We start from the raw sequence: 24534 nt of genomic DNA on the forward strand, positions 1-24534 counted from the left end.
AATGATCCCAGCGCCTACTGCTCGCGCATCTGCCAGGGGGAGCCGTACTCGATCAGGAGGTCAAGGAACGGGCGCGGCTCGAACGCCTCGGGCCCCAGCACGCCCGCGCCCTTCCACCGCCCGTTCGCCAGCAGCTCCAGGGCGACGACCGGGTTCACGGCGGTCTGCCAGACCACGGCCTGGGAGCCGTACTCGCGCATCGACCACTGGTTGTCCACCACGTGGTACAGGTACACCTCGCGCGGCCGCCCGTCCTTGACGCCCTTCACCCAGGTGCCGGCGCAGGTCTTGCCGCGCATGCGGTCGCCGAGGCCCGCCGGGTCGGGCAGCACGGCGGCGACCACGTCGCGCGGGGCGACCCGGGCGGTGCCGTCGTCGGTCCTGACGGCGACCGGCTCGGTGCTGTCCACGCCGAGCGCGCGCAGGGTCTTGAGCTTGCCGATGAAGTCCTCGCCGAGGCCGTACTTGAACGTCACCCGCTGGGCCGGGATCCACCTCGGGACGAGCACCACCTCCTCGTGCTCCACGTTCACGCACTCCACGGGGCCGATCCCGTCGGGGAAGTCGAAGACCTCGGGCTCGCTGAACGGCTCCGTGGTGTACCAGCCGCGGTCCTTCTCGTAGATGACCGGCGGGTTGAGGCACTCCTCGATGGTGGTCCAGATGTTGAACGACGGGGCGAACTCGTAGCCGTCGACGGTCAGGTTGGCGCCGTCCCTGATGCCGATCTCCTCGATGTCGTCGAACAGCTCGTCGGCGGCGTACCGGGCGAAGACGTCGGCCAGGCCGGGCTCCACGCCCATGCCGACCAGCGCCAGCCGGCCCTTCGCCGCCCACTCGCCGTCGCGGGCGAACTGGTCGTCGCCCAGCTTGACCCCCACCTCCTCGTACGGGCGGTCCGGGTGCGGCCTGGACATCGACATCGCCATGTCGAGGTAGTCGGCATCGGCCGCGAGCGCCGCGTCGAACAGCGGGAGCACGTAACGCGGGTCGGTGGCGTTCAGGAGCACGTCGCATCGGTGCTCTTCGAGCAGCGCGACGACCGCGGCCGGGTCGGCGGCGTCGATCTTGGCCGCGGTGAACCTGCCCGCCCGCTCACCCAGCGCGGCGACGGCCGCCTTGGCGCGGGGCAGGTCGTAGTCGGCGACGACCATGTGGTCGAAGAACGGGCGGCGCGCGGCGATGCGGGTGACGGCGGTTCCTACGCCGCCGGCTCCGATGAGAAGGATACGCATGACAAATGAGCCCCTTTTGGATGCTTTTCGGGGGGTTTCGTGCATCCAATCCCGCTAGGCTCATCAACGTCAATGGCGTTGGCATAAGGAGGGACGTACGGATGGCCAAGCGGGTGGTGCCGGAGGCGGCGCGCAGGCGGCGACGTCCCACCAAGCAGGGGCAGGTCCTCACCCACCAGCTCATCGTGGAGACCGCCCTGCGCATGCTCCGCGAGCACGGGGCCGCCGGGCTGACCGCCCGCCGCCTCGGCCTCGCCCTGGGCGCCGACGCCAGCACGATCTACCGCTATTTCCGCGGCATGGACGACCTGGTCCTGGCGATCGCCGACGAGCTGTTCGGCACGGCGATGGCCGACTGGCGGCCCCAGGGCGACTGGCGCGCCGACCTGCGCGAATTGGGCCTTCGCATCCACCACGCGTACCTGACGCACCCGCAGGCCGCGCTGCTGACCGCCAGCCGGGTCACCGGCCGGCCGAACGAGGTGGCCGGCGACGAGACCATCCTCGGCATCCTGCGCGGGGCCGGGTTCGCGGACGCGGACGCGGTGCGGATCTATCACGCGTTCATCGACCAGAGCCTGGCCTTCGCCATCCTGGACGCCGCGACGCTGGCCCTGCCGAAGGCCGCGCGGGAGGCCGATGAGGAGGTGTGGCGCGCCACGTACGCCCGGCTGCCCGCCCGTACCCACCCGAACATCGCCGCGACGGCGCCGCTGCTGGTGGCCCAGATGAACGACAGCGCCTACCCGACAGCCCTGGACATGCTCCTGTCCAGCGCGTCCGCGCAGCTCAGAGGTCTCCGCCCTCAGGATTGACCGCAGCTCGCGGGGCAGAACCCGACTTCGGAGTAGCGCGATGACGGCTTGTCCAGGAGAGGCTGCCGCTGAGACTTCAGGTGCTGGTCGAGGAAGGCCGCCACGTACGTGCGGGTGAGCTCGGCGGCGCGCGCCGCGGGCAGAACGCCGTAGGCGGGCGTGATGCCGAGGGCGCCCGCAATCAGCGGGCCGTCGGTGAAGGACTGGTGTTCCGCGCCCGACAGCACGAGCCAGCGCTTCCACCCGGTCAGCAGCTTCCAGTCGCGGTCCCACGAATTGTCGCGGCCGCCGGGGACGTGCTGCGCCGAGCCCAGGAACATGAACGGCCGGGAGAACCCGCTCTTGGGGATCCGGGCGTAGGTGGTGCCGTCCATGTCGATCCCGGCACGTACCCGGGGGTCCTTCACCATGGCCGCCATGGCGCTGGCCCCGCCGATCGACTGGCCTGCCATTGCGATTCTGGAGCGGTCGATCCGGTCGGAACCGTCCCACTTCGATGGCAGCTGGTCGAGCACGAAGGAGACGTCGGCCGCCCGGCCCGCGACCACCCCCGTGCCGAAGCCCGGGTCGGTGTCGCTGTCGCAGGCGAGGCATTCGGCGACCCGCCCGTCGGGGAAGGTCGTGGCGTAGCTCTCGTAGGTGTGGTCGATCCCGGCCACGACGTACCCGCGGCTGGCCAGATCCTCGGCCAGGGACGTGAGCGTGCTCATCGGATTGGTGAAGCCCGGGGAGAGCACCACCAGCGGAAGCTTGCGCCCCGTGGGTTCGGCGTCCTTGACGGCGTTCGTGCGAGTCTTGCTCAGCGTGTCGTCCGGGACGCCCGCGATCCCATAGCGCCTCATGGCGAGCTCCGATTCCTTCGGCGTCATGTACGGCGCCCGCTGCCCGTCGCGCTGCTCGGTCGGATACCACAGGGTGACCTTGAGCTCTCTGGCTTCGACGTCGAGGTTCCAGGGATCGGGGCGGGAGGTGTCCTTCAGATACAGGGCGGTGGTGCCGACCGGGTGGGCGCCGGTGGGGGCGGGCAGGGTGGCGGGGCCGGTGGGCGTCGCCGATGGGGCAGCGGAGCGTGGCGGCATGGGTGCGGAGCAGGCGGACGCGGCGAGGACGGCCAGTCCCGCGGCGGCTGCCAGGAGGTGTCTCATCGAGAGGTCCCTTCACTTCTGCAGCAAGGTCAGGGCCTTGGCCAGGGCGGGGTCGCGCCCGGCGGCCGCGTCCTTCGAGGTCAGGGGCACGTAGTGATCGGGAGGCACGCCGATCCTGTCGATCACCTCGCGATCGGGTCCGAGGTGGTGCCTGGCGGGGAAGCCCAGCGTGGTGTTGTTGCTGAGCAGGTACGGCTGTGCCGGTCCGGAGATGACCCCGGCGGTCCTGGTGCCGACCAGCCGGCCGAGGCGCAGGTCCTTGACCGCGGAGCTGAAGTGCTCGCAGGCCGAGGCGCATCCGCGGTCGGTGAGCACGACCAGCGGCAGGTTGACCAGCTCCACGGTGTCGTCGGTCCACGAGGTTTCGCACTTGCCGTCCACGGTGCACTGGTAGGCGGTGACCTTGCCGTGACCGAACGCGCTCACCAGCCGGGTCGCCTCCGTGGGGCTGCCGCCGCCGTTGCCGCGCAGGTCCAGCACGACGCCGGCGAGTGTCCGGCCCTTGCGTAGTCTGGAGATCGCCTTGAGAACCCGGTCCGCGGAGTCGGGCGCGAACCCGCGCATCCGTACATAGGCGATGTCGTCGTCCAGTAGCTTCGACTGCACCACCTGCAGGGCGGCCAGATCCCGCTGGTAGAGACCGGGCTTGAGCGTCACGGTCCAGCGGCGGCCGGTGCTCTGCCGCAGCAGCCGCAGCCGGACCGGGCGCGCCTCCGGGTATCGCGGGTAGAGGGCGGCGATCGCGGGGGTGGCCTTCCCGTCGATGAAGGGCGCCGATCCGTTGATCCATTCGATGACGTCGCCCGGGCGCAGTCCGGCGGCCTGCGCCGCGCCGCCCTGCACGGTGGTGACGAACAGCGGGGGAAGGGCGACACCGGGGTTGCCCTCCACCTGCGAGCCGTCGACGTTCGCTTGCAAACCCAGGCCGTAGCCGTCGCCGTCGTAGTAGTCGGGCGGCCGCTCGACGTCGTGCGCCCAGCGAGCGTGGTTGTCGCCGAGGCTGGCCACGATGGCCTCGAGGGTGACGATGGCCAGCTTGTCGCGGAGACCTGGGACCCGATCGGTGGTCTTGCGATAGACGGCCTCGAAAGCTGCCCAGTCGGCTTTCCGGTCACCGGTCAGCGCCGGCATGGTCGCCTCGGGCAGGTCGTGGCCGTTGCGGTTGAGCTCCTGCGTCAGGGCGACGAACCCGGCGGTCAGCAGCGAGCGCGCGTCCAGCGTGGCGCCGCTGTAGTAGTTGCCGAGGATACAGAAGTACGCCTGCTCGATGACGTCGACGGTGGTGGCCGTCTCCGCCTGCGTACGGCCCTGGGGCTGCCCGCAGGCCGTACTGGTTGCCGTGCTCGCCTGGCTGCGCGGCGGCGCCGGGGCCGTGCAGGCCGCCGCCAGGAGGAGGGCGAGCCCGGCGGTCGCGGTCCTGATGACGGTCATGACAGGCGCCTCCGGATCCACCAGAAGGACAACCACGTGAGGCCGAGGGTGAGCAGGGCGTAGATCCCGGTCTCGATCCACTGGAAGGGCCAGAAGCGCTCAAGGGGCTGGTAGGTCGCCTGCTGCCGGTAGCCGAGCCGGTTGACCTCGGCCATGCACGCGTCCATGATCACTGATCCCGACGGTGCGCAGGGTCCCGACGTCGTGGAGATCTGGATTTCGGCTTCGCCGTCGCTGTTGGAGATCGTGTGTCCGGACGGATCAATCAGGTTGCCGGACAGGACCCAGGCGCCCGCGTGGCCAGGAACGGCCGATTCGAGGAGAATGCGCACACGTCCGCCTTCATCCCTATTGATGCTGAAAATCCCCACGTTCGCCGGGCCGAGCTCGAAGGTCGACGTGACCGGAGGCATCAGATGGGAACGGACCAGCAGCGGCATGGCCAGCTGGATCGCGACGAAGACGGCCAGGGTGAGGGCCATGGCGGGCAGGGTGCGGCGCACCAGCATGCCCACGGTCACGCCCAGGACGAAGGCGAAGGCCGCGTACCCCAACGGGGCGATGCCGCGCGCGCCGAACACCAGGGGAGCCATCAGGGCCAAGCTGTCCGGAGCTGACTTGTCCAGGGGAGCGGACCACCAGGTCACCGCGAGGCCGCACACGCCGGCGGCGGCCATGGCGACCAGGCCGGTGAGCCCCAGCTTGACCGCCAGCCACCGATTGCGGGAGATGCTCTGGTTCCATACCAACAGGTGCGTGCCCGCCTCCAGCTCGCGGGTGATCAACGGTGCTCCCCAGAAGATCCCGACGACAGCGGGCAGGAGCAGCACGACGAGGCTGACGGCCATGAAGGGAAGGTCGTGCTCGCCGAAGAAGCGGTCGTAGAACTGGCCGCAGCTGTTGTCCTGGACGCACTGGGCGATCCCGGCGGAATAGCCGGAGGCCAGGTCCGGGCCGGTCAGGGCCAGGGCGACGGCGAGGATGACGAGTACGGCGGCCAGCATCGCGGCCGAGCCGCGGAACTGGCGCCAGGTCAGCCAGATCATCGCTGCACCTCCAGAGCGACTCGCCGGTTCTCGGCGGTGCGCTTGTCCATGTAGGCGAGGACGAGGTCCTCCAGGCTGAGCTGGGTGACCGTCCAGGCGGGGTCGTGAATCGGGGCGTCGGTACGGACCACGAACGTGCTCTGCCGGTCGGTGTGGCGCGCGGAGACCACGTGCTGGTCGGCGGGGAGCCGATCGGGATCGCGGCGCGGACCGGTGAGCCGGTGATGGGTGGCCAGCAGCTTGTCGACCTCCCCGGCGACCTGGACGCGAGAGTCGACGAGGACGATCAGGAAGTCGCAGATCCGTTCCAGGTCGGAGACCAGGTGGGAGGAGAGCACCACGCTGAACTCGTGCTCGACCGTGGCCTCCATCAGCCCCTGCATGAACTCCCGCCGGGCCAGCGGATCGAGCGAGGCGACCGGCTCGTCCAGGATCAGTAACTCGGGCCGCTTGGCCAGACCCAGGGTGAGGGCCAGCTGGGCGCGCTGGCCGCCCGACAGCTTGCCCGCCCGATGGGAGGGGACGAGACCGAGTTGCGCGATCCGTTCCCGCGCCATGGTCGTGTCCCAGCGGGGGTTGAGCCGAGCCCCTAACCGCAGGTGATCTGCCACGGTCAGTCCCGCGTAGACGGGGGTGTCCTGGGCGACGAACCCGACCCTGGCCAGCTGCGCGGGCGTGGCCGCGGGTCGGCCGCCGAGCACGGTGATGCCGCCCGCCGTCGGTTCCAGCTGGCCGCAGGCCAGCTTCAGCAGAGTGGTCTTGCCGGCTCCGTTGGGGCCCACCAAACCGACGACGTGGCCCGCCGGGATGTCGACGGCGCAGTCGCGCAGCGCCCAGCGCTTGCCGTATTTCTTGCCCAGTCCCTGGGCCTGCAGGACAGAAGTGCTGTGCTTGTTGGTGCCCGCGCTTCGCTCGGTCACGCTATGTCCTCCTGAGCGGTGTTCCGAAAGGTGGTCATGAAGAGGGCCTCGATGCTTTCGTCGTCGAGGCCGGCCCGTCGGGCCTTGGCCAGCCAGCGCTGCAGCTCCAGCCGCAGCGGGCCGTGCGCGGCCAGCGAAGTGCCGGTGAGCGTCGCCGTCACGAACGTCCCCACCCCCGGCCGTGCGGCGACCAGGCCCTCGTGCTCGAGTTCCCGGTAGGCCTTGAGGACGGTGTTGGGGTTGATCGCCAACTGCGCCACGACCTCCTTGACGGTCGGGAGCTGGTCGCCCTCGCGCAGCAGGCCGAGCCGTAGCGCATGTCGTACTTGCTGGACCAACTGCAGGTACGGCGAGAGGCCGGACTTCGCATCCAGATGGAACTCGATCACCGGTATCTCCATTTATCTAGTGTCCTAGTACTTTAGATGGTTGCATGTATGGAGCCGGTTAAGAAAGCGTTCGACGGGGACGCCGGCCCCGAGTCCACCGCGCTGTTACCGTCCGCGGCTGCCATCGCCGCGCCGTTCCGCCACGCCGACGACCGGTACCTACGGCTCTACACCGATCCACCCGACGACATCGCCGCCGGCTACGTCGAAGATCTCTGACCGGGGTGAACGTCCCCCGCGCGGATGAGAAGACAGCGTCTTACCGACACCCCAGTGCCTGCCGCTGTTATCTAGGGTTGTTGGACCCTTCCAGCAGGTCAGAGGATGATGATCTCTTCTTTCACGTAGGCCAAGTTGACCGAACTCAGATCCGCATGGGTCAGAATGGGCCGATGTCGATCTCCGCTGACGGCTCCGGTCCGGTCCGGATTGTGACGGCCGTTCTTCGCGACGGCGATCGGGTGTTGCTGTGTCATCGAAGCGCCGGACGCCGTTGGTATCCCGACGTGTGGGACCTGCCGGGCGGTCATGTTGAGGAGGGGGAGGATCCGAAAGAGAGCCTTGTCCGCGAGCTTCGGGAGGAGTTGGGAATCACGGCATCGGAGCCGTTCGGCCCGCCGATGCATGAGATCCGGACCGCGACGTTCGACATGCAGATCTGGTTGGTCGACAGGTGGACCGGAACACCCGTCAACGCCGCGCCGGACGAGCACGACGCTGTGGCGTGGTTCGAGACATCCGACCTTGACAGCCTGCGTCTCGCCCACGAGTCGTATCTCTCGATGCTCACCGCCGTGCTCGTCACGTGACGTCGCTCCGCCCTTTATCTTGGGCTGTCAAGCGAACTTGCTGGTCAGCCGTTTGGAGTCCTGTCAGCCACGTCAGACAAGTAGGACCCCAGCATGCCGAGCATGGTGGGGTCTGGCGCGAAGGTATGCGAGCGTGATCGATCAGCGATGGGCTGTTGCGATGAGGCGTCGCAGTGCGGCGTGGGCGGGTGGGCCCCACGTGGCCTTGCCGCCTGGGCGTCCGCGGACGCCGGCTTCTCCGATGCAGATGCCGCTGAGGGCTTGCAGCACTGCCCATCCGCGGGCGCGGCGCAGGGTTGCGGCGTTCGAGGTGAGGACGTTGGCCGGATGCAGATCGCCATGGAGCCCACATCCGCCGAGATCTCCGGCTGGGCGAGGACGTCGCCGCGGTGTACGACTCGGAGCGGACCCGGGGCCATCATCGGATGCTGATCCGCCGGCGTAGCGAGGTCGTGTCGGACATTCAGCAAGACCGCCGTCGTCGTCATCACCGCGAAGTCCGCAGGGCGCAAGGTCTTCGGCCTCGCCACCGCAGACGTCCGTCTCGCTTGATCTCTTGCGCGTCAGTCCGGCAGCCAGTGCAGCTCGTGCGCCAGGGTTTTGGCGACGGCACGGATGCGCCGGTGTAGTGGCGACTGCTCGCGTGGGAGGACCAGGTGGATCGTCAGGCTGGGCGCGCCCCGCAGCGGTCGCCAGGTGAGACCGGCCGGTTGTGCCGTGACCGCGGCTTCTCCGGCCGGGGCGAGGGTGACCCCGTCGCGCAGGTCGCGCTGAGACATGTCGAAAGAGACTGCGGGCGTGTGGAATCGGGGGTGTGGTCGGGTGTCTCGGAACAGTGCGGACAGCTGATCGTGGATCACGGGGTTGGCCGCACGGTCCGGGAGTCGCAGCGGATACGCGGCCGCGTCGGCGATCTCGATCTCCGGGTGTTCGGCCAGCGGATGGTGCTGCGCCAGCTGGACCCCGATGCGCTGACGCCGCAGCAGGAACCGGCGCACGTCACAGCCCGGCTGTTCACCGCGGGTGATCCCGGCATCGATGCGGCCGTCGGCGACCGCGGGGGAGATCTCCGGTGTCGCCATCGGGACCGCGCCGACCTCGAGTCCGCTGTTGCCGCGAATCAGCCTGTCCACCAGGGCCGGTGCCGTCTCGGCCCCGGTGCTGAGGCTGTATCCGATGCGCAGCGTGCCCAGTTCACCGGCCGCCGCGCTCCGGGCGGTGTCCCATGCCCGGTCCAGCGCCGCCAGCGCGGGCGGCGCGGACTCCGCCAAAGCCGCACCGGCCGTGGTCAATACGACGCTACGCGTGTTGCGGACCAGCAGGGCCGTACCGAGTTCCGCCTCCAATCGGCGCATCCGGGCGCTGAGTGCGGGCTGTGCGATACCGATCCGTGCGGCCGCGCGGGTGAAGTTCAACTCCTGCGCCAGCACCAGGAAGTACCGCAGGCTCACCGTATCCGGCGCCACGTGCCCTCCCTGCCGATTGATAACGATCCGTTCTGAGTCTATCCCGTACCGGTCTTTCCCTCGACCGCACATCAAGCCCTAACCTGCGCATATGACGATTCCACTGACCGCAGTACCCGTCGCCGGGATCGATCGATCTGAGTGTCAATTCGAAGTCGGATGTGTCCGGCCGAACACAGGAGGTTTCCATGGCTAAGGGCTACTGGGTCAGTGTCTACCCCGCCATTTCCGACCCTGAGAGGCTGACTGCCTACGACAAGCTGGCCGGTCTGGCTGTCCAGGCTGGGGGCGGGCGCGTCCTGTCCCTGATCCCGTCCCGTGGCGGTCGAGTCGTCGCCCACGAAGCCGGAATCACGCAACGCGTCGTTCTGATCGAGTTCGACAGCTTTGAACAGGCCGTCGCGGCATACGAGAGCGAGGCATACCAGAAGGCGCTGGTGGCCCTCCCCGACGGCTTCGAGCGCGACTTCCGCATCATCGAAGGCATCGACTGACCGGCGGGCCCAGCCATCGCTGAGCATCCGTCACCTGATACGCACACGGTGTTGAACGACGACTCACGAGACGAGTTCGAAGCCATGCCCCGCGTCCCAGTTCGCAACTACGCCACCGGCGGTGCGGTCATCATCCACTATCCGGTGCAGGACGGCACCGGCTGAGGCAGGACGGTACGCTCCGGGACGTGTTCGGTCGGCCGTTGCGGCCAGGTCCGGCTATCGGCGGAACGCCGTTCGCGGTTGCCGGTTCGTTGAGCGTCAAAGGAGGGCCGATGTCCTGGCCGGATGTCACGGTGGTTGATGCGTGCGTGCGGCGCGACGGCCGGGGCGGCAGCCCCACGGCCGTCACCGACGACGACCCGGCGGCGACGGACGCGGACCGGCGTGCGGTCGCTGCTGCGGCCGGCACCTCGCACGCGGCGTTCCTCGGCCCGGGGCGGACGCCGGACGGTGGCTGGCCGGTCCGGTTCTTCACCGCCACCGCCGAACTGTCCGGCTGCGGCCATGGCACCGTTGCCGCGCAGGCCGTCCGGTTGACCCGCACCGCGCTGGGCGAGCTGAACGACCGCCAACACACCGGCGGGCGCACGTTCGACACCGTCGCGATCCGCCGCCCCGCCGGCATCGAGGTGTGGTTCGACCAGGGCCTCGTCGCGCTGCGTCACCCGGCGCCGGACGAGCGCGCCGCGATCGTCGCCGCGCTCGGGCTCACCGCGGACGATCCGCATCCGACCGACGCGCCACGGATCGCCGCGCCCGGCGCGCCACGCATGCTGGTACCGGTCCACGACCGGTCGGCGCTGCTCCGAGTCCACCCACACCTCGGCAGGCTGACAGCGGCGTGCCAGCGGTACGGGCTCCTCGGCTGTTTCGTGTACGTACCGCCGGTGGGCGACCGACCGGGTGCGGCGCGGATGTTCGCGCCGGCGATCGGTGTCGACGAGGACGTCGCCAACGCCAACAGCACCGGCTGCCTGGCCGCCCACCTGCTCGACACGACAGGGGCGCAGACGGTCGCGATCGAGGTGGAGCAGGGTGACACCCTCGGTCGACCGGCCAGCGTGCTCGCTTCGGCCCGACGCGGGCCGGCGGGCATCACGACCCGGGTCGGCGGGTTAGCGGTGGTCCGCGACGGACACCGAGGCGACAACTAGACCGTCCTCTTCTGCGATCCGCGCATGGGGCTGGGGCTGTCCGCTGAGGTCAAGCGTTGGCACCCGGTGGCGGGCGTCAGCGGGACGCGGTGTCGAGGGCGCGGCTGAGTGTCCATCGGGAGACGCGCAGCTTGGCGGCGACGGCGGTTCGGGTTTGTCCGGCGCCGAGCAGGATGCGGGCGTCGGCGATCTGCTCGGAGGTCAGGGCGCGAGGACGGCCGCCGACTCGACCTGACCGCCCCCGCCCGGCCGCCGGAACCACCGCAGTCATGAACAACCCCACCCTGCCGGCCGAGATGGCGGAGACCGGCCCGAGCGGCCGGACCGGACCCCGCCGGGGCCTCAGGGGCGTGTGGCTGTGCGCAGACCGGTAGCGCACAGCGCCCTTTCGCTCAGTTCGTCGCCGACAGGTGCTTGACCAGGAATTTGGTAGTGGCATTGATACACGCCTCGCGGACGGACGGCACGTCGTAGACGTCGTAGTGCCCGGCGCTGAGCTCGAGGAGTTGCTTGGGCTCTCGCAGGCGGTCATATATCTGCCGGGCCACTTCGGGTGGGGCTGTGGTGTCGGTGTCCGTGAAGATCATCAGCAGCGGGGTGGGGCTGATGTCCTCGGTGAACGCGCCTGGGTCGTAGGGCGCGATCCGGTCGAGTGAGTGCGCGGTGATCCAGTTGTGGAATGTGTCGTGCTCTTGTTCGTTGTGCCGGTGCCAGTCGAGTCCGTCCGGGCCGAGAATCGACTCGGTGCCCTCTTCGGCTGTGATGGCCAGCGGGCGGGGCTCACCGGTGCGCGCGTATGCCAGCCGGTCCGCGAGAGCGGAAGCGAGGAAGCGTTCCCGTACCGCCGGCTCGTCACGGCGCAAGTATCGCCACAGGCCGACCCCCGGTACCTGGGCCACCACCGCCGCCACCCGGCGGTCGAGGGCGGCGATGCGCAGGGCGTGGCCGCCGCCGAACGATGTGCCCCACAGTCCGATCCGTCCGGCGTCGACCTCGGATCGCTCCGACAGCCAGGTCAGGGCGTTGCGCAGGTCGTCGCACTGGGCCTCGGGCAGTACCTGCTGGCGTGGCTGCCCGCCGGACTCGCCGAGGTAGCGGTAGTCGATGGTGAGCACGGCGATCCCGGCCGCGGCGAACGCGGTGGCGTAGGTCGGCAGGTACATCTGGCGGACGTTGGCGAACCCGTTGCCCATGACCAGGCCGGGCAGCGGGCCGGTGGCGTCGGCCGGTGCATACAGGGTTCCAGCGCAGTCGACGCCCTCGCTGCGGAAGGTGACCTCTTCGGCGTGCACGTTCATGCCGACACCCCGGCCTGTACAGCGGCCTGCCGAGCATCGACGAACTCGGTGATGATCGAGAAGAACCGGTCAGGGTCCTCGAACGGCAACCCGTGCCCGCCTGGAACCTCCAGATACCGGCTATCGCTGATCGCCTCGGCCAGCTCCCGCTGGTGGTGCGACGGGATGACCTGGTCGTCGGCGCTGGCGAGCACCAGCGTAGGCGCCAGAACCCGCCCGAGCTTGTCGCGCAGGTCGATCCGGCCGTCCAAGTCGATCTGGGGCAGGATGCGCTTGTCGAGCGTCGCCGTGAACCCGGCGGTCAACTCGGCGAACTGCTCGTCCTTGAGCGTACCCAGCAAGGTGGGCCCCATCGCGGTCAAGATCAGCTGCCGGGCCAGCAAGGCCGGATCGGTGCGCAGCAGCCGCGCCCACAGGTCGAACATGAATACCTCCCGGGGGCTGGTCGTCACCCAGCCGGCGTGCAGCAGCAGCGAGACCACCGCATTCGGTTCGCGAGCCGCGACAGCGGTGGCGATCACCGCGCCGATTGAGTGTCCGACCAAGTGGAACCGCTCCAGGCCAGCCGTACGGGCGGTGGCGAGGACCTGCCCGGCCAGCTCATCAAGATCGAGCGGGCCGTCCGGCGCGGGAGGTGTGCCTGCACCGGGCAGGTTCGGCGCGACGACCGTGTACCGATCGCTCGCCGCCTCGATGAGGGCTCCCCAGTTCGACGCCGCGTCGGCACCGGTGCCGTGGATCAGGACAAGTCCTGGACCGGTGCCGGCGGTGATGTGATCGAGAACGGTGGGACTGATCAAAAGAACCTCCATGGCCATCCATCTGCCAGGGATCATACAGATGACAGAGCTCTGCTAACAATCTGAGGTCTGGTTGTTCGTAGAATCAGTACATGGACATGCCACCTCAGGAACGCCTCGGTCTGCACATCAAGCGCGTCGAGCAGGAGCTGATGGCGGCCAAGCATGCGGCGCTACGCCCCCTCGGCCTGACCGTGCCTCAATACGTGGCCTTGTACACGCTCGCCGAGCACCCGGGCATCTCCGCCGCCGCGCTGGCCCGAGCCTGCCTGGTCACCCCGCAGACCATCGCCACCGTGCTCACCAATCTCGAAACCAAGGCTCTGATCACCCGCCGCCCCCATCCCTGGCACCGCAAGGTCGCCGAGGTTCAACTCACCGACGAGGGGCATCGCGTGCTCAGGCAGGCCGACGCTGAGGCGGTGGCGATCGAGCGGGAGCTCGCCGACGGCTACACCCCCAAGGAGCGTGCGCAGCTCATCGAGCTGCTGGCCCGAGCATCCAGCCGGTTGGCCGGATCGGACCGCTCATCACCGACCGACTCGCTTTCGCCGGCCGCGACGTCAGATCAATAGCACGTCACTCGGTGAGTCGTCTTCGGCGAGGGGGTGTTTCACCATCCCGACGGCTATCAGCGCGCACGCATAGGGGGAATCTGAGGCGGGCGTTGCCTGGGTGGGGCCGGTCAGTTCACCAGCACGATCTTCCCGCGAGAGTGGCGGCTTTCGCTCAGCTCGTGCGCCGCAGCCGCCTCAGCGAGCGGGAACGCCGCCGCGACCGGCACCCGCAGCCGGCCCTGCCCGGCGAGCTCGACCGCGATGCCGAGACCGTGCACCGCCAGCGGGTCGGCGGCTCCAACGGCTGCTGTGTCGCCGGCCGGCACGCCGTGCGACAGGTGCACGCCGAGGGCCGCTGCGGTGAGGTCGGGAGCGATCGTCACCACGCGCGCCGGGTTCCCGGTGATGGCGATCAGGTCGGGCAGCGCCCCTCCTGCGCAGTCGAACACCGCGTCCACCCCGCCCGGCGCCAGCACGCGGACCCGTTCGACCAGGCCCGCCCCGTACGTCGTCGGCTCGCAGCCCAGAGAGCGCAAGAAGTCGTGGTTGTGCTCCCCGGCCGTGCCGATGACGGTGGCGCCACGGGCGACCGCGAACTGCACGGCGACCGCGCCCACCCCGCCGGCCGCGCCCTGCACCAGCACGGTCTGCCCGGCGCCGACCGCGAGCCGGTCGAGCACACGGGCGGCTGTCTCGACGCTGCCTGCGGCACCACCGGCCTCCTCCCAGCTCCACACGGCCGGTTTCGGCGCCCAGGCGACCAGGACCGCGTGATCGGCGTTGGCGCCGCGCGCGGTCGTCGCAGTCATGCCGAACACCTCCTCGCCGACTCCGACCCCCGTGACGCCGTCGCCGACCTCGTCCACCACGCCGGCGGCGTCGAACCCGGTCCGGTACGGGAACGTCACAGGCACCACCCCACGCATCTTCCCTGAGCGGATGAACGTTTCTCCCGTCGACAATCCGGACGCCCGCACGGCGATGCGGATCGTCCCCGGCCCGGCGTGCGGATCCTCGACCTCGGCGACATGCACCACGCTGGCCGGGCCGTATTCCGAAAACTGAACAGCTCTCATGTGCCGCACCGTAACGGAACACCCCGTCCGTTTGACTAAAGTGAGAGCGGTGACGGCCGAAGTGAGTCAGAAACTGCGCTCGGACGCCCGCGACAACCGCGCGCGCATCCTCGCGGTCGCCCGCGCGACCTTCGCCGCAGAGGGCCTCGATGTGCCGATCCGGGAGATCGCCCGGCGCGCGCAGGTTGGCGCGGCCACTGTCTACCGGCACTTCCCCACCAAGGAAGCGCTGCTCAGCGAGGTCTTCGCCGAGCCGATGGCCATGTGCTCGGCGGTCGTCGAGGAAGGGCTGGCACAGGCCGACCCGTGGCATGGGTTCCGCCTGGTGATCGAGAAGCTCATGGAGGTGCACGCCCTCGACCGGGGTCTGTCTGGCGCGTTCACCTCGCAACTGCCGTACTTCACCGCTGACCGCGACCGTACGATCCGGCTGCTGCTCCAACTCATCCGGCGCGCGAAGGCGGCGGGCGGCCTGCGGGCGGACTTCGTCCTGGAGGACTTCATCCTGGCGATGATGGCGAACGAGGGCATCCGCGCCGAGTCATCCGAGCAACGAGCGGCGGCGTCGCGCCGTTTCGCAGCCCTGATGATCCAGTCGTTCCGTGCCGACCCCGTCCGCGCGCCGCTTCCGCCGGCGGTCCGGCTGCTGCCGACCGTTCAGTAGTGTCTCGACGGCGGTCTCCCGGCGTTCCTGCCGACCCCGTCCTGCGCGACCGCGGCCGGCATCGGCTCGTCCACCAGCCACCGCATCATCGCCATCAGCTGCGCCAGGATCAGCCTTGACCAGTCCACCCCATGGCCCCGGCCATACGACAAGTACAAAGCGATCCGGCCCGCATACGTCTTCTCGGTGTTGAACGCCCGGCCCGCCCCCACGCAGCCCCGCCAGGTACGCGCACGCCTCGACATGCAACCCGAAGTCCTCGTCGACCACCACCCACGACACCGACTCATCGGCGGCCACCGCTCGTTCAGCCCGGTAGTGCCGCTCGGCCGCATCTGACCTGCCCAACATGCCGTACGGACCCCCAGATACTGTGCGCCAAGTAGCCGCCCACACTACTTGAAGTACTTGCCGTACAACTGAGAGTCACCGAAGCTAACCACGGCAGTTACACCCCGGGCGGCGGACACGTCAGTGGCCGATGACCATGGCCATACCGGCTTGGGCTGGGCATCGCCGGGCAGGCGCTCGACGGTCAGCTGGATCAGGCCGCCCGGGGTCGATGATGAGGGCGCGCCTGGTAGGCCACCTGGCCCGACTGCACGGCGGTGTCCAGCGACAGCCGAGCCGCGCGGCGGGAACGATGGGGAGTCAGCGGTCGCGCTGCGCCTGGGCGATGCGCTTGCCCAGGCCGGCCAGGGAGTCGTCGGCCATGAGCGCGGGCAGCCGGGGCGCGTCCGCCGCGACCTGCGCGAGCACTGCGGGATGCCCGCCGGAGAACCGGCTCCAGGCCCGTACCACTTCCGGCATGGCGGCGATCCCCGCCTCCGAAAGGATGGCCTCCCTCGGCAGCCACGACGTCAGGAACTGGGTGACCCGCGCCGGACTCCACCACGCAGGACGATCGCCCACGAACTCGGCCAGCTTCTCGAACGCCTCCCGTGCGCCGGGCAGCTCCGGTAGCTCGTGGAACCGGCTCACCGTGTCGTCGGGCGCCGGTCGTACGAGATCGGGCACCGCGCGGGCCCGCAAGAACGCGACCGAGCGCACGGCGGGCAGTGTGCCGGCGACCAGCGCGCCCATGATCCGATCACCCAGCTCGAACGCGTCCAGCACCCGCCCCGCGACCACACCCGGCTCCTCGGCCCGCAGGTCCAAGTCGTCGAGGAACTTCACCTCCTCGACCACCGCGTCAACGGCCAGCCCTCCGCTCGCCTGATCGATGCCGACGACGAGAAGGTGCGGCTCCTTGCCGTTCTCGTAGCGGAAGGACAGGGCCGCCAGGGTCTGCTCGCCGAACGGGTCGGCCTTGCCGTACCAGGCGCCCTCACACGTCACCCGCCCCATTCGTCGCACCCACCCGGGCAGCGTCTCCACCACGCCGTTCCCGGCACGTACGAACACTCCGGCATCCGCGCCTTCATCGGCGGACGGGCTCGCGCCTTCGCCGGTCGGCGGGTTCGTGCCGGCCGCGGTGTTGACGGCGGAGAGGGCGGCGAGGGTCAGACGTGCCTCCGTGCTGCCGTCCTCGACCAGCCGCCCCAGGAAGGACTCCACTTCACCCGGCTCGAGATCGGCGGTGAGCCGTGCAGCCCACAACTCGGTCCGCAGCGGCGAGCGCCACCTGAGGAGGTCGCGGGCCTGAGCGATCGCTGTGGTAAACGCTGTCGTGCTCACCCTTCGACCGTATCGCCCCCGGCCCGCTTCGGGCGCAAGGCGACGCACGTCCAGCGCGCGGAAACCCCGTCCCCGCAACCCCATGCCGCGGCACACCACGGAGGACGTGTGCGTCGCTTCTCCGCGCCGCCCCGTCCGTGCGGCGGCGGGCGACGGTGCGCGGCCTGGCGGGGTGGCTCTCCCGCCAGGCATCAGCGCGGTGGCACGCCGTCCGGTCAGCCGCTGTCGCGGGCGGATGCCGTCGGGCTAGTTGTCGCCGGTGAGGCCCGCCTTGCGGAGAGCTTCGGCCATGGCGCCCGTGGGTGCGGGGCGGTCCTGGCGGCGGCCGCCGCGCTGTCCGTCTCCGCGCCCTCGCTGTCCGTCTCCGCGCCCGCGCTGGCCGCCGTCGCCGCCTCGGCCGCCGTCGCCACCTCGGCCGCCGTCACGGCGGCCGTCCCCGCGCCCGCGCTGGTCGTCGCCCCGCCCCTGGGCGCGGTCGCGCTGGCCGTTGCCCCGGCCGTCACCCCGTGCGCCGTCGCCGCGCCCCGCGCCCCGGCGGGAGCCGTCGCCCCCGCCCTGGGCCGGGGTCTCGTCCTCCAGGCGGAGGGTCAGGGAGATGCGCTTGCGGGGAATGTCGACATCGAGGACCTTGACGCGGACGATGTCGCCGGGCTTGACCACATCGCGTGGGTCCTTCACGAAGTTTCGGGACATGGCCGAGACGTGGACCAGGCCGTCCTGGTGGACGCCGATGTCCACGAACGCGCCGAAGGCGGCGACGTTGGTGACCACGCCTTCGAGGATCATGCCCGAGCTCAGGTCGGAGATCTTCTCGACCCCCTCCTTGAAGGTGGCGGTCTTGAAGGCGGGCCGCGGGTCGCGGCCGGGCTTTTCCAGCTCTCGCAGGATGTCGGTGACCGTCGGCAGGCCGAACGTCTCGTCGGTGAAGTCACCGGGCTTCATGGCGCGCAGCGCCGCCGAGTTGCCGATCAGGGACTTGAGGTCCGCCTTGGCCGCGGTGAGGATGCGGCGGACCACCGGGTACGCCTCCGGGTGGACGCTCGACACGTCGAGCGCGTCGTCGCCGCCGCGGATGCGCAGGAAGCCCGCGCACTGCTCGAACGCCTTGGGCCCGAGCCGGGGCACGCTCTTGAGCGCGGCACGCGTCCTGAAGGGGCCGTTGGCGTCACGGTGGCGGACGATGCTCTCGGCCAGCGTGGAGCCGATGCCCGACACGCGCGTGAGCAGCGGCGCCGACGCGGTGTTGACGTCGACCCCGACGGCGTTGACGCAGTCTTCGACCACCGCGTCGAGCGAGCGGGAGAGCTTGGACTCGGCCAGGTCGTGCTGGTATTGGCCGACGCCGATCGACTTGGGGTCGATCTTGACCAGCTCGGCCAGCGGGTCCTGGAGCCTGCGGGCGATCGACACCGCGCCGCGCAGTGACACGTCGAGCTCGGGCAGCTCCTGGGACGCGTACGGCGAGGCCGAGTAGACCGAGGCCCCCGCCTCGGAAACGACGATCTTGGTGATCGACGGCATGTGCTGGACCAGGTCGCCGGCCAGCTTGTCGGTCTCGCGCGAGGCGGTGCCGTTGCCGATGGCGATCAGCTCGACCCCGTGGCGCTGCGCGAGCGCGCCGAGGACGGCCAGCGACTGGTCCCACTGACGCTTGGGCTCGTGAGGGTAGATGGTGGTGGTCTCGACGACCTTGCCGGTGGCGTCGACCACCGCGACCTTCACACCCGTACGCAGGCCGGGGTCGAGGCCCATCGTCGCCCGCGTCCCGGCGGGGGCGGCGAGCAGCAGGTCGCGCAGGTTGGCCGCGAAGACCCGCACCGCCTCGTCCTCCGCCGCCTGCCACAGCCGCATCCGCAGGTCGATGCCGAGATGCACGAGGATGCGCGTGCGCCAGGCCCAGCGCACGGTCTCGCCCAGCCACTTGTCGGCCGGACGCGCCTGGTCGGAGATGCCGAAGCGGGACGCGATGCGCAGCTCGTAGTCGGGGCTGTCGTCCGGCTCCAGCGTGACGGACAGCACCTCCTCCTTCTCGCCCCTGAACATGGCCAGGATCCGATGGGAGGGCAGCTTCGTGAACGGCTCGCCGAACTCGAAGTAGTCGGAGAACTTGGCCCCCGCCTCCTCCTTGCCCTCGCGGACCTTCGACACCAGCCGTCCGCGGCTCCACAGCTGCTCGCGCAGGCCGCCGATCAGGTCGGCGTCTTCGGCGAACCGCTCGATCAGGATCGCCCTGGCCCCCTCGAGCGCCGCGCCCGCGTCGGCCACGCCCTCGGTGACGAAGCCCTCGGCCGTGGCGGCGGGGTCGAGCGTGGGGTCGGCGAGCAGCTGGTCGGCCAGCGGCTCCAGGCCCAGCTCGCGGGCGATCTGCGCCTTGGTGCGCCGCTTGGGCTTGTAAGGCAGGTAGATGTCCTCAAGCCTGGCCTTGGTCTCCGCCGCCATGATCTGCTCGCGCAGCTCGTCGTCGAGCTTGCCCTGAGACTCGATCGACTCGAGGATCGCCGTCCTGCGCTCCTCGAGCTCGCGAAGGTAGCGCAGGCGCTCTTCGAGCGTGCGCAGCTGCGCGTCGTCGAGGGTGCCGGTGGCCTCTTTCCGGTATCGCGCGATGAACGGCACAGTCGCGCCGCCGTCGAGCAGCTCGACGGCCGCCTGCACCTGGCCGTCACGCACGCCCAGCTCTGCCGCGATCCGCTGGTGAATAGAGAGCACTTGCCTGCCTTTCGATGGTCCCGCGGGTCAATTGTGCAGGACTACGCCGTCTTTCATGACCAGAGTGCGCGCTGGGTGAACAACCACGGCCTCCGCCGCGCCGCCGCACGGCACGACGACCAGGTCGGCCCGGTCACCCGGGGCCAGCCCGTACGACTCCAGCCCGAGCGCTCGGGCCCCGCCGTACGTGGCGGCCTCCAGCGCCAGCTCGATGTCCTCGTCCCTGCGGAACGTGCTGCGGTAGGCGACGTGCATCGCCCGCTCCAGCATGTCGCCGCTGCCGTAAGGCCCCCACAGGTCGCGGATGCCGTCATGACCGCAGGCGACCGTGACACCGGCGGCCCGCAGCTTCTTGATCGGCGGCACCGGGAAGCTGTAGACGGCCGCGGTCGCCAGGGCGACGCCCGCCTCGGCGAAACCCTGGATCAGCCGGCCCTGGTAGGACTCGTCGAGCTGGCCGAGCGCGTACGCGTGGCTGACCGTCACCCGGCCGCCCAGCCCCAGCGCCCTTGTCCGCTCGGTGATGAGCTCGAGCTCCCACCCGCCCAGCGAGCCGCCGTCATGCAGGTGGAGGTCGAGATGGGCGCCGTAGCGCTCGGCCAACCCGAAGATCAGGTCGAGGTGGCGTACGGGGTCGCGGTCGATGCCCGCCGGGTCGAGGCCGCCGACCGCCTCGACGCCGCTCTTCAGCGCCTCTTCGAGCAGCTCGGCCGTGCCGGGATTGATCAGCACGCCGTGCTGCGGGAACGCCACCTGGCGCACCTCGACGGGGGAGCTCGCGGCTGCCTCGAGCACCGCCTCGACGCCCCGCAGCCCCACTGACGGGTCGATGTCGGTGTGGGTGCGCACCTGGCACGTGCCCGCCGCGCTCATGCGCTCCAGCAGCGCGCCGATCCGCTCGACGCTCGGCACGCCCAGCTCCGCACGGCGGCCGAGGTCGTTTCCGATGCGCCCGGCCAGCGTGTCGTCGGCCGAGTGGGGCACCCACGGGCCGCCGAAGAGGGTCTTGTCGAGGTGGCAGTGCGCCTCGACGAGGCCGGGCAGCACGAGCTGCCCCGCGATGTCGACGACCAGGGCGCCGGGCGCGTCGATGCCCTGGGCGACGAGGTGGATCCGGCCGGCGCGGACGAGGATGTCGGCAGGGCCCTCGAGCCCCCAGGGGAGCCCGCCGCGGAGCAGGACGTCGGTCATGCCAAGCACCCTAAACGGCCGCACCGACGATTTCCCTCACTCCGCCGGGACAGGTTCCGCTCCCGGGGTCCTGCGGTAGCGAGGACGGCGCTCTGAGGCGGAGCTGCACGGCTTGCCGTCGCGAAACTCGCGAGCGTGGCTTCGGCCGCGTGGCTTGCGGCTGCGAGGATGACGCACCGAGGTGGATCCGTGTGGCTTGCGGTCGTGAGAGTCGCGAGCCGGGGTCCGGTCATGCGCGGCGGTCGGCGAAGAGCTCCAGATGATGGCAGTATCGGCAGCGATAGGCCTCGATCTCCCACTTCGGCCGGCGCATCAGCTTGGCGCCGCCGAAGATCCCGCGCTCCAGCGCGCCCTCGACCCATCTGGCGAATCCGTTGGAGTCCTCGCCCGAGTCCATGATGAACCCGGGCTCCAGCCCCTCTTCACCGCAATGCGTACAGTGTAAGTTCATGCTTATACAGCGTAGTCAGATCTCGTCGAGGTGGGAGACGTTCGCCACGTCGGCGGAGTCGGTGCTCGGCCGCCCGTCCAGCCAGGCGTCGAGGATCTCGTCGAGCACCACGTCCGACGTGAGCCGGAGGCTCAGCGCCAGCACGTTGGCGTCGTTCCATTTCCTGGCCCCGTCGGCGGTGTAGGCGTCCACGCACAGCGCCGCGCGGATGCCCGGCACCTTGTTCGCCGCGATCGACGCGCCCGTGCCGGTCCAGCAGCAGACCACCGCATGGTCGGCCCGCCCCTCGCTCACGTCGCGGGCGGCCAGCTCGGAGGCCCACGCCCAGTCGGCGCGCTCCTCGTCGCTGAGCGCGCCGTGGGTCACCACCTCGTGCCCCCGCCTGCGCAGCTCCGCCACGACCCGCTCCGCCACCCCGTCCTTGCTGTCGGCGGCCACCGATATCCGCATGTGCGACCCCTTCCCGATCTCAGGTCTACCAAGGGCCGCGGGCGGAGGCAAAGGCACGAGCACATGCCTGGACTGGCGAGATGAGGGGAAGTGTGCTTGGTTGTGACGCCATATGAGCATAGATAAGAGCGATATTCCGGCGCTCGCCCGGGGATGTGCCGTTCTGGGCACCGGAGGCGGCGGTGATGTGCGTACGGGATCGCTGGCGGCGATCGGGGCCATCCGCGAGCACGGCGAGGTACCGCTGGTCAAGCTGGCCGACCTGGCCGAGGACGCGCTGATCGTGCCGCTGTCCGGCATCGGGGCCCCGACCGTCAGCCACGAGATGATCCACAGCGCGGAGGAGCCCAAGCGCATCGCCGAAGAGGTCGAACGCCTCTTCGGCCGCCCCCCGAGCGCGATCATGTCCTCCGAGATCGGGGGTTCGAACGGCGTGGCGCCCGTCGCCTGGGCCGCCCAGCTCGGGCTGCCGCTGCTCGACGCCGACGGCATGGGCCGGGCGTTCCCCGAGGTCCAGATGGTCTCCATGTACGTGGCGGGGCTCCCGGCCGACCTGGTGATCATGTCGGACATCGTGGGCAACGTGGTGACCATCCGCCCCATCGACGGCCTCTGGTCGGAGCGGCTCGCCCGCGCCGTGTGCGTGGCGGCGGGCTCGACCGCGCTGATGGCCGACTACGTGCTCACCACCGCACGGGCCAGGGGAGCGGTCATCGAGGGTACGGTCACCCGCGCCATCGAGGTCGGCAGAGCCACGGAAGGCGCGGCCGATCCGCTCGGCGCGCTCCAGGAGAGCCTGGGCGCAGTACGGCTGATCACCGGCAAGCTCGCGGACGTGGAACGGCGCACCACCGGAGGGTTCGTCAGGGGGACGGCCACGATCGAGGGCACCGGCGACGACCGGGGCCGCCGCCTCACCCTGGAACTGCAGAACGAGAACCTGGTCGCCCTCGAGGACGGCCGGGTGCGGGCCATGGTGCCCGACCTCATCACCGTCGTGGACACCGAGACCGCCGGCGCGATCCAGACCGAGGCCCTCAGGTACGGCCAGCGCGTCACGGTGCTCGCCTGGCCGTGTGACCCGCTCTGGCGCACTCCCAAGGGCCTGGAGACGGCCGGGCCGCGGGCCTTCGGGTACGACCTGGACTACGTTCCCGTCGAGGAGCTGACGGCGCATGGCTGACCTGCGTATCGGGATCGACGTCGGCGGCACGAACACCGACGCGGTGGTGCTCGCCGCCGACGGCCGTGTGATCGCCAAGGCCAAGCGCCCGACCACCCCGGACGTGACCGGGGGGCTGCGCGCCGCCCTCGACGCGGTCCTCGCCGAGCTCGAGGGTGGATGGGGGCGGATCGGCCGGGTCATGCTCGGCACCACGCACGCGACCAACGCGATCCTGGAGCGCAGGAACCTCGGTCGCGTCGCCGTGCTGCGGCTCGGCGCGCCCGCCACCACCTCCGTCCCCCCGCTCTCCGGCTGGCCCGACGACCTGCGCGAGGCCGTCTCGGCGGGGGAGGCGATCCTGCCCGGCGGCCACTACGTCGACGGCCGCGAGATCGGCCCGCCGGGGCTCGACGCGGTCCGCCGCTTCCTGGACGGCGTGGCGGCCGACGCCGTGGCCGTCACCAGCGTGTTCAGCCCGGCCAGTGGCGAGCACGAGCGCCTCGTCGAGGAACTGGTCAAGGCCGAGTACGGCCTGCCGGTCTCGGTGAGCCACGAGATCGGCTCGCTCGGCCTGCTCGAGCGCGAGAACGCCACCGTGCTCAACGCCGCCCTGTACGGCGTGGCCGCCCACGTGACCGAGGCCCTGGTCACCGCACTCGCCGAACGAGGCCTGGGCGCGCGGCCGTACCTGGCGCAGAACGACGGCACGCTCATGACGCTCGAGCACGCCGCGCGGCTGCCGGTCTCGACGATCGGCTCGGGCCCGGCGAACTCCCTGCGCGGAGCCGCGTATCTGTCAGGGGTGACCGACGCCATCGTGGTGGATGTGGGCGGTACGTCCACGGACCTCGGCGTGCTCGCCGGTGGCTTCCCGCGGGAGTCCGCGGCCGCGGTGGAGATCGGCGGGGTGCTGACCAACTTCCGCATGCCCGACATCCTGGCCATCGCGCTCGGCGGTGGGACGGTGGTGCGGAACGGCGGCATCGGCCCCGACTCGGTCGGCTACCGGATCGTCAGGGAGGCGCTCGTGTTCGGCGGGGCCACGGCGACGATGACCGACGCGGCCGTGGCGGCGGGCCGGAGCCCGGCGGCCGGGTGGCGTGATCGCCTCGAAGCGGCCGTACAGGCGCTGGAAGCCGACATGTCGGAAAGAATGGAAGACACCCTGGAAAGAGCGGTGGCCATCGCGGACGAGACGGTCATCGACGCCGTGGACAGGATGGCGCTCGGCAAAACGGACAGGCCCCTGGTCGCGGTGGGTGGCGGGGCGTTCCTGCTGCCCGATGTCATCCCGGGCGCGAGCCGGGTCATCCGCCCGGAACACGCCGAGGTGGCCAACGCCGTAGGCGCCGCCATCGCACTCGCGAGCGGCAGAGTGGATACGATCTTGCCAGCGGGAGATAGCCGGTCAGAAGCGATCGAAAGGGCCAAGGAGGAGGCGGCGGCGCGGGCCGTGGCGGCGGGGGCGGACCCCTCCGGCGTCGAGATCGTGGACCTCCTCGAGGTGCCACTGAGCTACCTCTCCGAGCCCGCGGTGCGGGTACACGTCAAAGCAGCCGGACCCCTCGCCCGGTGAATGATCGAAAGGATCC

The 24534-nt window shown here is 70.4% G+C and carries 26 protein-coding genes; 9 read left to right on the forward strand and 17 right to left on the reverse strand.

The features are described from left to right. Positions 1 to 14: 14 nt before the first annotated feature. Entirely contained in the window at positions 15 to 1235 is a 1221-nt protein-coding gene (locus ABN273_RS15450) for a saccharopine dehydrogenase family protein (protein ID WP_349449480.1), read from the reverse strand. Between the two features lie 101 nt (positions 1236 to 1336). Between ABN273_RS15450 and ABN273_RS15455 the strand changes: the two genes are divergently transcribed. After that, positions 1337 to 2050: a TetR/AcrR family transcriptional regulator gene (locus tag ABN273_RS15455; protein WP_349449482.1), complete on the forward strand. Its 714-nt coding sequence runs from the start codon at positions 1337 to 1339 to the stop codon at positions 2048 to 2050. Here ABN273_RS15455 and ABN273_RS15460 read toward each other — a convergent pair. Genes ABN273_RS15460 through ABN273_RS15480 form a run of 5 tightly spaced genes read right to left on the reverse strand, consistent with a single transcriptional unit; the run spans position 2041 to position 6993 of the window. Then, complete coding sequence (locus ABN273_RS15460) at positions 2041 to 3195, reverse strand: alpha/beta hydrolase family protein (RefSeq protein WP_349449483.1); 1155 nt, start codon at positions 3193 to 3195, stop codon at positions 2041 to 2043. The two genes, ABN273_RS15455 and ABN273_RS15460, sit on opposite strands and share 10 nt — an antisense overlap. Positions 3196 to 3207: 12 nt before the next feature. Continuing rightward, positions 3208 to 4626, reverse strand: a complete 1419-nt coding sequence (locus ABN273_RS15465; protein ID WP_349449484.1) for a S41 family peptidase — start codon at positions 4624 to 4626, stop codon at positions 3208 to 3210. Beyond that, positions 4623 to 5672, reverse strand: coding sequence for an ABC-2 membrane transporter-related protein (locus tag ABN273_RS15470; protein WP_349449485.1), 1050 nt, complete (start codon positions 5670 to 5672; stop codon positions 4623 to 4625). The genes ABN273_RS15465 and ABN273_RS15470 overlap by 4 nt, the downstream gene beginning before the upstream one ends. Then, the gene (locus tag ABN273_RS15475; RefSeq protein WP_349449486.1) at positions 5669 to 6592 is read right to left on the reverse strand and encodes an ABC transporter ATP-binding protein; all 924 of its coding nucleotides are present in this window, start codon (positions 6590 to 6592) and stop codon (positions 5669 to 5671) included. The genes ABN273_RS15470 and ABN273_RS15475 overlap by 4 nt, the downstream gene beginning before the upstream one ends. Beyond that, positions 6589 to 6993, reverse strand: coding sequence for a GntR family transcriptional regulator (locus ABN273_RS15480; RefSeq protein ID WP_349449487.1), 405 nt, complete (start codon positions 6991 to 6993; stop codon positions 6589 to 6591). Before ABN273_RS15480 ends, ABN273_RS15475 begins: the two co-directional genes overlap by 4 nt. Positions 6994 to 7029: 36 nt before the next feature. On the opposite strand from ABN273_RS15480, the gene ABN273_RS15485 reads away from it, so the two are divergent. Both ABN273_RS15485 and ABN273_RS15490 read left to right on the forward strand, forming a co-directional pair. After that, positions 7030 to 7200: a hypothetical protein gene (locus ABN273_RS15485; RefSeq protein WP_349449488.1), complete on the forward strand. Its 171-nt coding sequence runs from the start codon at positions 7030 to 7032 to the stop codon at positions 7198 to 7200. Positions 7201 to 7373: 173 nt separating this feature from the next. Further along, the gene (locus ABN273_RS15490; protein WP_349449489.1) at positions 7374 to 7790 is read left to right on the forward strand and encodes an NUDIX domain-containing protein; all 417 of its coding nucleotides are present in this window, start codon (positions 7374 to 7376) and stop codon (positions 7788 to 7790) included. Positions 7791 to 8353: 563 nt separating this feature from the next. Here ABN273_RS15490 and ABN273_RS15495 read toward each other — a convergent pair. Next, positions 8354 to 9256: a LysR family transcriptional regulator gene (locus tag ABN273_RS15495; RefSeq protein ID WP_349449490.1), complete on the reverse strand. Its 903-nt coding sequence runs from the start codon at positions 9254 to 9256 to the stop codon at positions 8354 to 8356. A gap of 188 nt (positions 9257 to 9444) precedes the next feature. On the opposite strand from ABN273_RS15495, the gene ABN273_RS15500 reads away from it, so the two are divergent. Both ABN273_RS15500 and ABN273_RS15505 read left to right on the forward strand, forming a co-directional pair. Continuing rightward, a complete protein-coding gene (locus tag ABN273_RS15500) occupies positions 9445 to 9750 on the forward strand; it encodes a DUF1330 domain-containing protein (RefSeq protein ID WP_349449491.1) in 306 nt (101 codons plus the stop codon). A gap of 275 nt (positions 9751 to 10025) precedes the next feature. Continuing rightward, a complete protein-coding gene (locus ABN273_RS15505; protein ID WP_349449493.1) occupies positions 10026 to 10907 on the forward strand; it encodes a PhzF family phenazine biosynthesis protein in 882 nt (293 codons plus the stop codon). A gap of 76 nt (positions 10908 to 10983) precedes the next feature. On the opposite strand, the gene ABN273_RS15510 is transcribed toward ABN273_RS15505, so the two are convergent. The 3 genes from ABN273_RS15510 to ABN273_RS15520 all read right to left on the reverse strand — a co-directional run bounded on the left by ABN273_RS15510 (position 10984) and on the right by ABN273_RS15520 (position 13005). Beyond that, a complete protein-coding gene (locus ABN273_RS15510; protein ID WP_349449495.1) occupies positions 10984 to 11178 on the reverse strand; it encodes a helix-turn-helix domain-containing protein in 195 nt (64 codons plus the stop codon). 121 nt (positions 11179 to 11299) lie between these two features. Further along, positions 11300 to 12205 (reverse strand): alpha/beta hydrolase, encoded by a 906-nt coding sequence (locus ABN273_RS15515; RefSeq protein ID WP_349449496.1) that lies wholly within the window; start codon positions 12203 to 12205, stop codon positions 11300 to 11302. Next, on the reverse strand, positions 12202 to 13005 hold the full coding sequence (locus tag ABN273_RS15520; RefSeq protein ID WP_349449497.1) for an alpha/beta fold hydrolase: 804 nt from the start codon (positions 13003 to 13005) through the stop codon (positions 12202 to 12204). Before ABN273_RS15520 ends, ABN273_RS15515 begins: the two co-directional genes overlap by 4 nt. 92 nt (positions 13006 to 13097) lie before the next feature. Here ABN273_RS15520 and ABN273_RS15525 point away from each other — a divergent pair, with 92 nt between their 5' ends. After that, the gene (locus ABN273_RS15525; protein WP_349449499.1) at positions 13098 to 13580 is read left to right on the forward strand and encodes a MarR family winged helix-turn-helix transcriptional regulator; all 483 of its coding nucleotides are present in this window, start codon (positions 13098 to 13100) and stop codon (positions 13578 to 13580) included. A gap of 110 nt (positions 13581 to 13690) precedes the next feature. Here the strand turns inward: ABN273_RS15525 and ABN273_RS15530 are convergent, their stop codons facing one another. Next, positions 13691 to 14638, reverse strand: a complete 948-nt coding sequence (locus ABN273_RS15530) for an NADP-dependent oxidoreductase (RefSeq protein ID WP_349449500.1) — start codon at positions 14636 to 14638, stop codon at positions 13691 to 13693. A gap of 49 nt (positions 14639 to 14687) precedes the next feature. Between ABN273_RS15530 and ABN273_RS15535 the strand changes: the two genes are divergently transcribed. Further along, on the forward strand, positions 14688 to 15302 hold the full coding sequence (locus ABN273_RS15535) for a TetR/AcrR family transcriptional regulator (RefSeq protein WP_349449501.1): 615 nt from the start codon (positions 14688 to 14690) through the stop codon (positions 15300 to 15302). Here ABN273_RS15535 and ABN273_RS15540 read toward each other — a convergent pair. The 6 genes from ABN273_RS15540 to ABN273_RS15565 all read right to left on the reverse strand — a co-directional run bounded on the left by ABN273_RS15540 (position 15296) and on the right by ABN273_RS15565 (position 21777). After that, positions 15296 to 15547: a hypothetical protein gene (locus ABN273_RS15540; protein WP_349449502.1), complete on the reverse strand. Its 252-nt coding sequence runs from the start codon at positions 15545 to 15547 to the stop codon at positions 15296 to 15298. The genes ABN273_RS15535 and ABN273_RS15540 overlap by 7 nt on opposite strands. 406 nt (positions 15548 to 15953) lie before the next feature. After that, positions 15954 to 16979 (reverse strand): hypothetical protein, encoded by a 1026-nt coding sequence (locus ABN273_RS15545; protein ID WP_349449503.1) that lies wholly within the window; start codon positions 16977 to 16979, stop codon positions 15954 to 15956. A 246-nt stretch (positions 16980 to 17225) separates the two neighbouring features. Continuing rightward, positions 17226 to 19685: a Tex family protein gene (locus tag ABN273_RS15550; protein WP_349449504.1), complete on the reverse strand. Its 2460-nt coding sequence runs from the start codon at positions 19683 to 19685 to the stop codon at positions 17226 to 17228. 27 nt (positions 19686 to 19712) lie between these two features. Further along, the gene (locus ABN273_RS15555; RefSeq protein WP_349449505.1) at positions 19713 to 20876 is read right to left on the reverse strand and encodes an amidohydrolase; all 1164 of its coding nucleotides are present in this window, start codon (positions 20874 to 20876) and stop codon (positions 19713 to 19715) included. A 229-nt stretch (positions 20877 to 21105) separates the two neighbouring features. Continuing rightward, on the reverse strand, positions 21106 to 21327 hold the full coding sequence (locus ABN273_RS15560) for a hypothetical protein (protein ID WP_349449506.1): 222 nt from the start codon (positions 21325 to 21327) through the stop codon (positions 21106 to 21108). 15 nt (positions 21328 to 21342) lie between these two features. Continuing rightward, positions 21343 to 21777, reverse strand: a complete 435-nt coding sequence (locus tag ABN273_RS15565) for an RpiB/LacA/LacB family sugar-phosphate isomerase (RefSeq protein ID WP_349449507.1) — start codon at positions 21775 to 21777, stop codon at positions 21343 to 21345. 112 nt (positions 21778 to 21889) lie between these two features. Between ABN273_RS15565 and ABN273_RS15570 the strand changes: the two genes are divergently transcribed. Beyond that, complete coding sequence (locus ABN273_RS15570; RefSeq protein ID WP_349449508.1) at positions 21890 to 22960, forward strand: S-methyl thiohydantoin desulfurase family protein; 1071 nt, start codon at positions 21890 to 21892, stop codon at positions 22958 to 22960. Next, positions 22953 to 24518, forward strand: coding sequence for a hydantoinase/oxoprolinase N-terminal domain-containing protein (locus ABN273_RS15575; protein WP_349449509.1), 1566 nt, complete (start codon positions 22953 to 22955; stop codon positions 24516 to 24518). The genes ABN273_RS15570 and ABN273_RS15575 overlap by 8 nt, the downstream gene beginning before the upstream one ends. Positions 24519 to 24534: the final 16 nt, after the last annotated feature.

The sequence above is a fragment of the Nonomuraea sp. B19D2 genome, assembly GCF_040137845.1.
In the GTDB taxonomy this organism is placed as follows: Bacteria; Actinomycetota; Actinomycetes; order Streptosporangiales; family Streptosporangiaceae; genus Nonomuraea.